At 34.6% G+C, this 12,124-nt stretch carries 10 protein-coding genes and 6 tRNA genes; 3 read left to right on the top strand and 13 right to left on the bottom strand.

Annotated features, from left to right (window positions below; genetic code table 11):
* Positions 1-189: 189 nt before the first annotated feature.
* The 11 genes from QQS35_RS13920 to QQS35_RS13870 all read right to left on the bottom strand — a co-directional run bounded on the left by QQS35_RS13920 (position 190) and on the right by QQS35_RS13870 (position 8,345).
* Positions 190-2,322, bottom strand: a complete 2,133-nt coding sequence (locus tag QQS35_RS13920; protein WP_285932820.1) for a peptidoglycan D,D-transpeptidase FtsI family protein — start codon at positions 2,320-2,322, stop codon at positions 190-192.
* A 141-nt stretch (positions 2,323-2,463) separates the two neighbouring features.
* Positions 2,464-3,735, bottom strand: coding sequence for an MFS transporter (locus tag QQS35_RS13915; RefSeq protein WP_285932819.1), 1,272 nt, complete (start codon positions 3,733-3,735; stop codon positions 2,464-2,466).
* 176 nt (positions 3,736-3,911) lie between these two features.
* A complete protein-coding gene (gene sodA, locus QQS35_RS13910) occupies positions 3,912-4,523 on the bottom strand; it encodes a superoxide dismutase SodA (RefSeq protein WP_285932818.1) in 612 nt (203 codons plus the stop codon).
* 206 nt (positions 4,524-4,729) lie between these two features.
* Positions 4,730-4,805, bottom strand: a tRNA-Phe gene (locus QQS35_RS13905).
* A 41-nt stretch (positions 4,806-4,846) separates the two neighbouring features.
* Positions 4,847-4,939 (bottom strand) — tRNA-Ser (locus QQS35_RS13900).
* Between the two features lie 76 nt (positions 4,940-5,015).
* Positions 5,016-5,092, bottom strand: a tRNA-Ile gene (locus QQS35_RS13895).
* A 16-nt stretch (positions 5,093-5,108) separates the two neighbouring features.
* A tRNA-His gene (locus tag QQS35_RS13890) sits at positions 5,109-5,184 on the bottom strand.
* 20 nt (positions 5,185-5,204) lie between these two features.
* Positions 5,205-5,281 (bottom strand) — tRNA-Met (locus tag QQS35_RS13885).
* A gap of 4 nt (positions 5,282-5,285) precedes the next feature.
* Positions 5,286-5,360 (bottom strand) — tRNA-Asn (locus QQS35_RS13880).
* 417 nt (positions 5,361-5,777) lie between these two features.
* Positions 5,778-7,409: a Na/Pi cotransporter family protein gene (locus QQS35_RS13875; RefSeq protein WP_285932817.1), complete on the bottom strand. Its 1,632-nt coding sequence runs from the start codon at positions 7,407-7,409 to the stop codon at positions 5,778-5,780.
* 294 nt (positions 7,410-7,703) lie between these two features.
* Positions 7,704-8,345, bottom strand: a complete 642-nt coding sequence (locus tag QQS35_RS13870) for an NfeD family protein (protein ID WP_285932816.1) — start codon at positions 8,343-8,345, stop codon at positions 7,704-7,706.
* 119 nt (positions 8,346-8,464) lie between these two features.
* Between QQS35_RS13870 and QQS35_RS13865 the strand changes: the two genes are divergently transcribed.
* Positions 8,465-8,854 (top strand): hypothetical protein, encoded by a 390-nt coding sequence (locus tag QQS35_RS13865; RefSeq protein WP_285932815.1) that lies wholly within the window; start codon positions 8,465-8,467, stop codon positions 8,852-8,854.
* A gap of 112 nt (positions 8,855-8,966) precedes the next feature.
* Positions 8,967-10,073 carry a flavodoxin-dependent (E)-4-hydroxy-3-methylbut-2-enyl-diphosphate synthase gene (ispG, locus tag QQS35_RS13860; RefSeq protein ID WP_285932814.1) on the top strand — a complete coding sequence of 369 codons (1,107 nt, stop codon included), beginning with the start codon at positions 8,967-8,969 and terminating at the stop codon, positions 10,071-10,073.
* 32 nt (positions 10,074-10,105) lie between these two features.
* On the opposite strand, the gene QQS35_RS13855 is transcribed toward ispG, so the two are convergent.
* Entirely contained in the window at positions 10,106-10,555 is a 450-nt protein-coding gene (locus tag QQS35_RS13855) for a DUF4190 domain-containing protein (RefSeq protein ID WP_285932813.1), read from the bottom strand.
* 264 nt (positions 10,556-10,819) lie between these two features.
* Complete coding sequence (locus QQS35_RS13850; RefSeq protein ID WP_285932812.1) at positions 10,820-11,530, bottom strand: transglycosylase SLT domain-containing protein; 711 nt, start codon at positions 11,528-11,530, stop codon at positions 10,820-10,822.
* Positions 11,531-11,756: 226 nt separating this feature from the next.
* Between QQS35_RS13850 and QQS35_RS13845 the strand changes: the two genes are divergently transcribed.
* A complete protein-coding gene (locus QQS35_RS13845; RefSeq protein ID WP_285932811.1) occupies positions 11,757-12,041 on the top strand; it encodes a DUF2624 family protein in 285 nt (94 codons plus the stop codon).
* Positions 12,042-12,124: the final 83 nt, after the last annotated feature.

The following is a 12,124-nucleotide window of genomic DNA, read 5'->3' as shown; positions in this document are numbered from 1 at the left end:
ATTATGTTGAATTTTTGGGCTTGGCTTAACCTACCCACAAGTACATCATAACTTCTTAGTGTGAATTTACAGTTAAGCTAACGTAAAGAAATTGTAAATTTGTATAGTATTTTGTCACAATGGGTATACTATTAAATTAAATGACAAAAAAAGCCTTGATAACGGTGTTATCAAGGCTTTTTAATCACTTTATTCTTCTTCTTGTTCTTCTTTTTCATCTTCATTTAGGTCTTGGTTCACGCCGTTTTTTGCTCTATCTTCTTTTAAATTATAGTATGCATCCATAATTCTTTTACCGATGTTGTGATGAGGACTGCCAGTTTCTTTACCATTTCTAGGAACAACAACTGCAAATGCTACTTCAGGTTCATCGTATGGAGCGTAACCAACTAAGGTTAAATTCTCTGTTGCTTCTTTAAATTCACCATTTTCATATATATCATTTTCCGCTGTACCCGTTTTACCAGCCATTTTATACTCACTAGCTTTAGAACCCCAATATGTTGAAGCTGTACCTTTACTATACACGTCAATAAAACCATGTTGCACGCGCTCAATATATTTGTCATCCATAGAGACTTTATTTAATACATCGGTATTGAAACTCTTTATAACCGGTCCTTGCTTTGTCTTTTCTGGTTCAGATTTACGAATCTCGTTAACTAAATGTGGTCGAACACGGTAACCATCATTAGCAATCGTGGATACATATTGCGCTAACTGTAACGTTGTGTACGTGTCATACTGACCAATCGCAATATCCAATAAGTTACCAGCCTGTGAATTTTGTCCAACAACACCAGTACTTTCAAATGGTAAATCAACACCTGTTTCTCCACCTAAACCAAATTGATTGAAATAATTTCGCATCGTTCTAAAAGAATCCCAATTAAAGTTGTATAAGGGTTCGCCATAGCGGTATGTTGCTCCAGCCATCTCTATTGCTAATTTGAACATGTATACGTTTGAAGATTGTTCAAGTGCTCTACGATCATTAGTTGGGCCTAAGTCCGTCCATGAACTTTTGGGTTCATCATCTGCAATTTTGATTGGTGCATCATTAATAGTTGTTCCAATATTAACTACACCTGAATCATATCCAGCTAATAGAGTCGCGCCCTTGACCGCTGAACCAGGTGCATGCGCATCATATACAACTCGAAACGATTCATCAGAATACGTTCCTTCTTCTCGGTTATAACGTGAACCTGAAAGTGCTAATATTTCACCAGTTTGAGGGTCAATCATTGCAACGAGAGCATCTTGTAAGAATCTATTTTTATAAGGGTCTCTTTTAATTGCTGCTTCAAGTTCTTCTTGTACAATTTTATCAACTTGTTGTTGCAATTCCATATCTATCGTTAACACTAAGTCATTTCCACTTTGACCATCAACAACAGTTTCCATTCCAACAACTGCTCCTGATTTATCAATCGTATATTGAACTTCCTCTTTTAATCCTCGAAGTTCACTTTCATATTGCTGCTCTAGACCACTTAAGCCGACACGATCATTTCTACTATATCCATTTGCTAAATAATAATTACTATTATCACCAGGGATACCTTCATTGGAAGAGGAGATTCTACCTATAAAGTTCTGAAATGTACTACCGAAAGTCGTTGTTCGATTCCAATCAATCGAAGCATCAATCCCAGGTAGCTCATATAAATGTTCTGCAACAACTGCATACTCTTTTTCTGTTACATTGTCATTTTTTATTACATGTGGTGATAATTCATAAGCCTGGTCCAATTCTTTTTTTATCATCACAAGATTTAAGAGATCTTTATTATCCCAATCATACTCATTATAATCTTCTTCCGTAATTCGGTTTAGCATTTCGTTGTATTGCTCACCATTATCAAGCTCTTCTATTTCTTCAGTCGTCAGCCGCTCCTTAGCATCTTCTGCATTTTTTGAATCCTCAATATACCAATATTCTTTTTTATCTCTTTCAGTGATTTTATCTTGGAGTACTTCTAAATCATCTTCCATGACAATCATCTCAGAAAGTTTTATCGCCAGGTCAAGACGCTCTGATGCTGTATCACCACTTTTTGGTGGAGTGTACGTGATGGATCGAACTGGTTCATTATCAAGGACTATTCGACCATAGCGATCATACATAATCCCACGTGGCACGGAAAGCTTTGAATTTGTGTTTTCTGTTTTATCAATTTCTTTTTGAGCTTCTTCACCATTTAAAATTTGAACAACACCAAGTTGTAATATGAGTAATGAAAATAAGGCAAATACAAAAATAAATAATATATTTAATCGAAAGGGAAGATGTGTCTTTTTCTTTTTATCGTTTCCCATTGTCCTCCCCCATTTCTAATTTTAGTTTAATTTTATTATACAAATAGAAAGTTGAACAAGTGTAAGGCCTGTTCAACTGAAATTATAAAGCATTTAATTAATAGTATAACATCTTAGTCTTATTGACACTATACATTATTTTCATCTATTTTCTTGATCTGCTATTTCCCTTTTTAAAGGAACTTTTTCCTTTTCAACTACTCCATGGAACGTAATATCTTTTATGAAAAAGTAAATAACAAAGTGTCCTACACCTAAAATCATCAAGAGATATGGGATTATCTTTTCTGCTGGAAATACATTTACTGCAATTAAAAAAATCCCTATTGACATAACTCTTCCTAAATTAACAAATAGTTCTCTAACAACGATATATTCTATTCTCATTTCCGCTGCTTTCCATGCTTTTCCAATCACATCAAATGTCATTGAAATATAAGGAACTGTAAAAATAGGGTAAGACAATCCTATTATTGCACCATATATAAGTAAGGTTGTAAAACTTGTATGAATTAAGATTAGAAATACAGCCAGATAAAGAGAAAGGCCACCAACAAAGATCGCCCACTTTCGCATTCGTGGTTTTATAAACTTTGTTGCAAAAAAGTAAAAAACAAACGAGAATCCCGAGAAAACTAAATTAAACGTACCTAGAGCTAATTCACTTTGTGTTGCAATAAAAACCCATACAGATATAACAAAAACAAACGTACCTTCTCTTAAACCTTGGAAAATATGTGCGTAAAGAATTCTTTTCCAATCTTTGTTATTATTCCTTTCTCTAATAATACGACGAAAGGAAAAATTGCCTTTAGCGGACCTTCTGTTTAAAAACATCGTACAACCAACAGCAAAAGCAAAGAGAATAAATGAAATGGTAAATATAATGGTGTACCCTTGAAAGTTATCTAATCTAGAAATTATATAACCTGCAAGAATTGGTCCAATCATACCCCCGAAAGATTGCATTAGACCGAGAAATCCATTAAAGAAGTCACGTGTCTCTGGTTCAGTTACTTCAAAAGTAAGCACGTTAAAAGCTAACCAATAAAAGCCATAGCCAATACCAAGTAATGCACCTAGTAGTACGTTGTATTTTGCTGCACTTTCCCCTACTACTAAAACAGTCATGAAAAATAAAGATAAAAAAGTTACCCCAAGCCGCAAAACGATTACCCTATCGACTTTTTTTGCCCATCTACCTGCTAATATAAAAGTTAGAGGTTGCATGATATAAACTGCAATATTATACATAGCAATATTGACATAGTCACCAGATTGCTTCCATAAATATATGTTAACAAATGTATTGGAGAGAAAAGTAGCTAGTGCATACAGTCCCCCGATTGTTAATAGAAGTTTTAAGTCACGATCTATTTCAATATCTCCTAGCATGTTTAAGCTTTTTTTCATATAGCTCCTGTCTCCTTTACATATCTGCTTTTATTATTTTCAAATAACAAAGAGATATACAGAAGAAGAGCGGATACAAGATATATGTTTTTTTATTTTTCTTATATTAAAATTGTCTAACAATAAAAATAACCTTTAGCTTATAAGCTAAAGGTTATTTTTATTGTTAACTATATTTATTTTGCAGCTTCATATAATTTTGAAACTTCATCCCAATTAACTACATTCCAAAATGCAGCAATGTAATCTGGACGTTTGTTTTGATATTTAAGGTAATAAGCATGTTCCCAGACATCTAGTCCTAAGATTGGTGCTTTTCCTTCCATAACAGGTGTATCTTGGTTCGGTGTGCTTATAATCTCAAGTTCACCATTATTAACAATCAACCATGCCCAACCAGAACCAAAACGGCCAGCACCTGCAGCAGCAAATTCTTCTTTGAATTTGTCAAAGCTACCAAATTTATCATTAATTTTACTAGCTAACTCTCCTGTAGGTTCTCCCCCACCATTAGGTGAAAGTAAAGTCCAGAAAAGACTGTGATTAGCATGTCCACCACCGTTGTTTCGAACCGCTGTACGAATTGACTCTGGAATACTGTTTAGATCAGATAAAAGTTCATCTAATGATTTATTTTCTAAATCAGAGTGCCCTTCTAACGCACCATTTAATTTAGTAACATAAGTGTTATGGTGTTTCGTGTGGTGAATATTCATTGTTTCTTTGTCAATATGAGGCTCAAGCGCATCATATGCATAAGGTAATTCTGGTAGTTCAAATTTAGCCATTTTAATTCCTCCTTTTATAGTATGTAAGAGAAACGTTCACAAAATGTTACGTTTTTCCCTTTCAAAGCAAGATTATCAAAGCATCAGATATCATGCAACTGTTATGCATTATTTTCCCAAATCTCTTTTATCTTATTATCTATCGGAAAGTTGATTTACATATTTTAAAAAACAAAAAAAACAAGCTACTATTCGCTTGTTAAAAATGGTGGCTCGGGACGGAATCGAACCGCCGACACACGGATTTTCAGTCCGTTGCTCTACCGACTGAGCTACCGAGCCATTTTATTTGAAAATCAAACTATGTAACTCAATAATGTTAATGGCGGAGGAGGAGGGATTCGAACCCCCGCGGGCCGTGAAGCCCCTGTCGGTTTTCAAGACCGATCCCTTCAGCCGGACTTGGGTACTCCTCCGAATTATTTAAACTTTTCACTATTGATATACTTATACTTGCTAAACAATAGGTTATAGTAAGTATAATTCATTAAATGGTGGACCCTGCAGGACTCGAACCTGCGACCGATCGGTTATGAGCCGATAGCTCTAACCAACTGAGCTAAGGGTCCTTGTTTAAATTCTTTATGGGGCGGCTGATGGGAATCGAACCCATGAGTGCCGGAACCACAATCCGGTGCGTTAACCCCTTCGCCACAACCGCCATAATACAATTTTAAAATTTGGTAGCGGCGGAGGGGATCGAACCCCCGACCTCACGGGTATGAACCGTACGCTCTCGCCAGCTGAGCTACACCGCCAAATTGGCTCCACAGGTAGGATTCGAACCTACGACCGATCGGTTAACAGCCGATAGCTCTACCACTGAGCTACTGTGGAATAATAATGTACTACTAACTTATTAGTTATGTTGTCTGTTGATTTATTTTTTCTTTCAATCAAGCGACGATATATAATATAACATCTTTTTCGAAATGTGTCAACAACTTTTTTAAAACTTTAAAAATTGGCAACAAAAATAATATAGCACGTCCTGAGAAACGATTCAAGACTTTTTTTTTATTTATTTTATTTCATTAGATAACTAGATAAAATAATAGGGCATCCATTAATATTATGATGCCCTATTATAAGAAAAGCTAGGGGCGCCTTGCTAAACACCGACAAACTTAAGACGAATATCTATGTGGTGCTCTTTACCACAAAGATGTTCGTTTTAAGACCTCAGGCGGGTTAGGCGCTGAAGCTAGACATCTCTAGAATTTTTTATACTTTCTTAGCTTTTAAAATAGGCTTTTAGCCTTTTTCACCTAGAACTTCTTCTGCAATGTTAACAGCGTGGTCACCTATTCTTTCTAAATTACTAAGAATGTCTACAAAAACAATGCCCGCTGTTCCTGAACATGCACCTTCATTAAGTCTTATAATATGCTTTTTACGAAATGCTCGCTCCATATCATCAATCCGATTTTCTTTTTGAACAACTTCAAGCGCTGCCTCTCGATCCATTTCTCCCAATGACTCAATAGCTTGCTTCACAGTAATAAGCGTTAAATCAATCATCTCATTTAAATCTTCTTGTGCTTGTTCTGTAATAACTACTTTATTTGAAATTTTATATTGAACCAGTTCAATAATATTTTCAAAATGGTCACCAATTCTTTCTATATCTCTAACTGAGTCAAGTAAAGCGGAATGTTTAGTACTATCAGACTCAGAAAATGATGTTCCAGATAGACTTACCAAATAATTTGTAATTTCTCTATCAAGATTATTTAGAGCACCTTCAATTTGTATCGCCATGTCTGCGTGTTTTTGATGATGAGTATTTAAATAATTCTTTGCTTCTTCTAGACCTTTAAACGCGTATTCACCCATACGAATTACTTCTTCTTTCGCTTGATCTAGCGCTACAGAAGGTGATTGTTGAATAAATATTGGATCTAAGTGCTTAGGTTTGTATTCTACGATGACATCTTCACCTGGAATTAATTTTGTTACTAAAATTGCCAACGCTGCGATGAAAGGAAACTGAATCAATGTATTTGCAATATTAAAAGAACCATGAGCAAAAGCAATCGTCATTTCCGGATTTAAATTAAACTCAACTTTCAAAAGTTCAACAAACATTGTGTAATACTTTAATCCAATTAAAAATATCGCTGTCCCTATTAGGTTAAATATTACATGTGTAAAAGCTGCACGTTTAGCAGCGATACTAGCACCGATAGAAGCTAAAATAGCTGTGACTGTGGTACCGATATTGTCACCAAATAACACTGGTAACGCAGCGGATAACTCAATAGCACCTTGATCATATAAACCTTGTAGAATTCCAATTGTTGCACTAGAACTTTGAACAATAAATGTAAATAATGTACCAATTACTACACCGAGAATTGGGTTATCACTCATACTTACAGTTAAATCTTGAAACGCTTGTACATCACGTAAAGGTTTCATTCCGCCACTCATTAGTTCTAAACCATAAAATAAGGACCCAAAACCAAAGATTGTTTGACCTAAAAATGAAATTTTATTAGCTTTAAAGAAAAATAGCATAAATGCTCCCACAGCCATAATAGGCAATGAATAAGCGCCTAGGTCGACACCAATAATAAAAGCAGTAACAGTAGTACCAATATTTGCTCCCATGATGACACCTATAGATTGCCTCAATGTCATAAATCCGGCATTTACCAATCCAACTGTAAGTACAGTGGTACCTGAACTACTCTGAATTAATATAGTTACAATAATTCCGGCTAATACACCCATCAGAGGGTTACTTGTAAATCGATCTAATATGTCTCTTAGTCTGTCCCCAGCAGATTTTTGAAGACCATCACCCATGAACTTTAATCCTAATAGGAAAATACCTAGTCCACCAACAAATTCAAAAATCAGCGTTTGCACATCGATATCCACTGGACTTTCATCCCTTCATCCTTAAAAATTAGTTATATAATAAGCACCTTTTACATTATTAATTATTCGTATAGATTTTGTAAAGAAATTTCGTCGTTTCTTTACACTAAATTTACAATTGTTTTAACAAAATCGCCAAAATACGACATATTCTTCTGAATTTTAATCATGACAATATATTTTTAAAATTATTCACAAACTTTCTATATATTTAATTATAAATTCGCCATCTAAAAAGATCCAACTTCAACAAAAAAAGTATTCCGTTTTAACAGAATACTTTTTAACTTATTTCTATTTTGCATCAGATTTCAGTTTTGATACAAGAATTCTTGTTCCATCTACATGCTCCACTTTAATTATTGTCCCATGCTCAATCCACTGCCCGTTTGTAATAGCACTATAATCTACTTCATCAATTCTAATCGTGCCAACTGGTCTCATGTCAGTAACCGTTATACCCTCTTTATTTATAAGAGTAGTATAGGAATTATTCATTGTATTATATCCTTTATCACTTGTTAATTGGTCCATTAATGTTAACTTTGACCACATATTTCTTCTTTTAAAAACTTTTAGAAACAATAAAGAACTAGCACCACCTATTACTACACCTATTACTGCATATAGACCAGCCGTCCAATTTGGGGAACTTAAACCTACAGATATAATCATGCAGACAGCTCCAATTGTGGCAAGCGAACCATCATTTAATATTTTACCATCTATAACAATTAATATTAAACCTAAAAAGTAGATAGCTAACATGACAAAAAACATTCCTGGGTCTAAATAAGATAAAAAATAAACGGTTATAAACCCGAGACCTAGTAAACCAAAGAAACCCTTCATATTTACTAATAATTCACCAATTAAAAATAATGTTCCTAATCCAACGATTACAAAACTTAACCAATCTGCTGAAATAGACTCCATCCATATCACTCCTCTTACTTCCACTATAATATAAATACGACTAAAAACAATATAAGTTTCAAAAAAGGATTTTAATAAAAATGTAGAATAAGTATGTATAGACAAGGAGGCAAATATTTATGGGATTTTTTAAAAAAACATGCCTTACATTAACTATGTTATTTCTAATAATAAGTATATTTAAAGATCTAACTGTTGGGACAATTATTCAAGATACGAACAACCATGAAGAAAGTGAAATTAAGGAGGTCGTGGAGAAAGAATCCAAACCAGAGGAAGTAAAATCAAATGATAACAACCAGCCAGATGAAACAGTTAGATTTAAAGTTAAAAGTTATACAGCTATGCCAGGAGATACAGTCTTATCTATTGTAGAATCATTAAACAATGAGAAAGATTCAATACAAATGGAACAGATTATAACTGACTTTGAACAATTAAATCCCGGTATTAGTCCCCATGAAATTGAAACAAATACAACTTATCTGTTCCCAATATACAATAATTAATATATTTTTATGCGTTTGCTACTTCTCATTTTGGCGTAATGCCATTATAATGGACAATGATACTTATCAATACTATTCGCGACGCAATCAAATAAAGGAGCGATTTAAATTTATGACTTTAACTCACAGAAAAAATACACGCCCAGTTAAAGTTGGGAACGTTATGGTCGGTGGCAAAAATGAAGTTATTATTCAGTCCATGACTACAACAAAGACACATGATGTAGAAGCAACCGTTAAGGAAATACTCAGACTTGAGGAAGCAGGTTGTCAAATAGTTCGTGTGGCCTGTCCTGATGAGAGAGCAGCAGATGCTATTGCAGAAATTAAAAAACAAATTAATATTCCTTTGGTAGTTGACATACATTTCAATTATAAATTAGCGCTTAAAGCTATTGAAGGCGGCGCTGATAAAATTAGAATCAACCCTGGTAATATAGGTAAGAGAGATAAAGTGGAAGCTGTAGTCAATGCCGCTAAAGAAAAAGGGATACCAATTAGAATTGGCGTAAATGCTGGATCATTGGAAAGACATATTATAGAGAAATATGGTTATCCAACTTCAGATGGAATGATTGAAAGTGCTCTTCACCATATTAAAATACTTGAAGATTTGGACTTCTATGATATTATCGTCTCTCTTAAGGCTTCTGATGTTCATCTGGCAATTGAAGCTTATGAAAAAGCTGCTGCTGTTATCGATTATCCATTACATCTTGGCATTACAGAATCAGGCACCCAATTTGCTGGAAGTATAAAGAGTGCTGCTGGAATGGGCGCAATATTGAGTAAAGGCATCGGAAACACGATGCGTATTTCTTTAAGTGCAGACCCTGTGGAAGAGGTGAAAGTTGCAAGAGAATTGTTGAAAACATTTGGTTTAGCATCCAATGCCGCAACATTAATTTCTTGTCCAACATGTGGTCGGATTGAAATTGATCTTATAAAGATTGCTAACGAAGTTGAAGATTATATCTCAACGATAAAAGCTCCAATAAAAGTTGCAGTACTAGGTTGTGCTGTAAATGGACCTGGTGAAGCAAGAGAAGCTGATATTGGCATCGCGGGTGCACGAGGTGAAGGTTTACTATTCCGACACGGTGAGATAATTAGAAAAGTGCCAGAAGATATCATGGTAGAAGAATTAAAAAAAGAAGTAGATAAAATTGCTGAAGAGTTTTTGGCAAAGCAAGCATTAGAAAAAGAAGAACAATTATAAAAAAGCTGGCTCATATGAGCCAGCTTTTTTCATTATACGAAGGGAGCAATAAATAGTGTAATAACTATTGAAATAGCACCCGCAATAATAGCTGTGTTACCCAGCGTATCTGCACCTCGACCTTTTGCAATAAAACCAAAAATAATCCCAGCAGCTCCTAATACAATAGGCATCACAAAAAATGACAATGCTGCTAAAACTAAAGCAAGCCATCCAAAACCGGTTTTTACTTCCGATTTCATTTCCGTTTCTTTTTCTGCTGATTTTATTGGTCGGTTAAACTCATTTGCGGTTAACTCTTGCGCTATTTCCTCATCCCTCTTATATGCTTCGTCTAGGGAATAAAGCTCTTCGTCTTCTACAACAGGAGGGCGGTCTTGTGCCCCTTGTTGCCTTGCACTAATGACATCAGGCTCTTCTTCCCCAAATTTCGGGGCTTGTTCGACTTCCTCGTTCTCTCGGTTACGATTCGATTCGTCCATTTATAAACCCTCACTTTCTTATCTCGAGGTGCCTTTATAGTCTATGGACTTACTCGAATTTATTACGAGGAACTTTTCACTAAATAAGGAAATATTTTTTCTAAAAAGAACTAGCACTAACTTAAAAGCAACTTAGTAAAAAGAAAAAGCGCTTTGCTTACCCTCGACAAGTTTAAGACCTCGGGCATGGTAAGCGTTGGCTACACATCTCCTATTTTATAAAAAAGGATTACAGTAATGAATCCTGTAATCCTTAAATTCTTTCTATTTCGCAAGAGCAATAGTCTGATGGTCTTCCGCATTTGTCTGTATTCGTATTGCATAATTACTTTTAGCATGCCCATTATCCTCTTTATATTGCTCCATTCCTTGCATGCCTCGATGATAAGCTGTTAGAGCCTCATCCCAATTATCATATTGGTTATGCAAGAAATCTAAATAGACAAGAGATAACTGAATGGAATAATACGGATCAAACAATAATTCATCCTCATATGGAAGATCCGCCATATCTGCAATCCAAGGGGCGGTGTTTTTCATGAATTGAGCCATCCCATATGCTTGTCCGTATGCTGTTTCAGGTCCAACTAATTCCGGATCAAATTTAGCCCCGGTTTCAACCTTTAGTAACTCATAAACAATAAACGGATCTATATCATAATTTTGTGATTCTTTAACAAGATATAGCGCCCAGGATTTTTTAAATGCTCCATCACTTTCCTCCACCATACCGTTAGCTGTTTCTTCTAATTTTGGCCATACGTCATAGCCATTTTCTAACTGTTCATTATCATTCTCCGATTTAGAATCCATATAAGTTGCTTGTGCTAGTAACTGTGTGTTTTCGGATTCTAATTGGTTGTTTTCCTTTTCTAACGACGTTATTTCAGTTTGATGTTCATCAAACCAATAATATAAATAAATTGTACTTACTAATAAAAAAGCAATGGTACCTTTTTTTAGAATACTAATCATATTACCCACTCCTTATTTTGAAAAGCACTACATATGTCTATGCGACCTTCAGCAAAACATACTAACCAACTAAAGAAATTATTGCAAATGAAACACTCCTCCAAAATGTCAACATTCCTTTTGTTCATGCATAGAATATATCACTATTAACAACTTTTAATTCTCGTTTACTCACTATGTACCCTAATATGTATAATTTAAAAACAAATAAGGAGTTTGGCTAAATATGAATAGCTTTATGCAACAGATGGCTGTAAAAAAATTAAAAAAGATTAGTGTGGATGAGTTACTTAATTATAGTAAACAATATGAGATTCCACTTACTAAAAAGCAAGCGCAGCAGATTACTTCGTATCTAGGTAAAACACAGCTGGATCCTTTTGAAGAAAAAGACCGACTACAAATGTTTAAGAAACTAGCACAATTAACAGATATTAAAACCGCACAAAAAACACAGCGCCTATTCAGTAAGCTAATAAAAGAATATGGTGTTGAGTCTTGGTTTAAATAAATGTCTGTGTCTGACTAAATGTATATAAAGTTTGCACTAACTATTTAAAATTTCGCAAAAGTTATTTTACAATGTAATCATGC

The sequence above is a fragment of the Aquibacillus rhizosphaerae genome (genome assembly GCF_030282825.1).
Classification (GTDB): Bacteria; Bacillota; Bacilli; order Bacillales; family Amphibacillaceae; genus Aquibacillus_C; species Aquibacillus_C rhizosphaerae.
The sequence above is the reverse complement of the archived record's forward strand: the minus strand, read 5'-3'. Positions and strand labels throughout refer to the sequence as shown.

What these genes read in the sequence shown, in the direction of transcription:
- QQS35_RS13920 (WP_285932820.1), bottom strand. Translation starts at nt 2,322, where the DNA reads ATGGGAAACGATAAAAAGAAAAAGACACATCTTCCCTTTCGATTAAAT.
- QQS35_RS13915 (WP_285932819.1), bottom strand. Translation starts at nt 3,735, where the DNA reads ATGAAAAAAAGCTTAAACATGCTAGGAGATATTGAAATAGATCGTGAC.
- sodA (WP_285932818.1), bottom strand. Translation starts at nt 4,523, where the DNA reads ATGGCTAAATTTGAACTACCAGAATTACCTTATGCATATGATGCGCTT.
- QQS35_RS13870 (WP_285932816.1), bottom strand. Translation starts at nt 8,345, where the DNA reads ATGGAGTCTATTTCAGCAGATTGGTTAAGTTTTGTAATCGTTGGATTA.
- QQS35_RS13865 (WP_285932815.1), top strand. Translation starts at nt 8,465, where the DNA reads ATGGGATTTTTTAAAAAAACATGCCTTACATTAACTATGTTATTTCTA.
- ispG (WP_285932814.1), top strand. Translation starts at nt 8,967, where the DNA reads ATGACTTTAACTCACAGAAAAAATACACGCCCAGTTAAAGTTGGGAAC.
- QQS35_RS13855 (WP_285932813.1), bottom strand. Translation starts at nt 10,555, where the DNA reads ATGGACGAATCGAATCGTAACCGAGAGAACGAGGAAGTCGAACAAGCC.
- QQS35_RS13850 (WP_285932812.1), bottom strand. Translation starts at nt 11,530, where the DNA reads ATGATTAGTATTCTAAAAAAAGGTACCATTGCTTTTTTATTAGTAAGT.
- QQS35_RS13845 (WP_285932811.1), top strand. Translation starts at nt 11,757, where the DNA reads ATGAATAGCTTTATGCAACAGATGGCTGTAAAAAAATTAAAAAAGATT.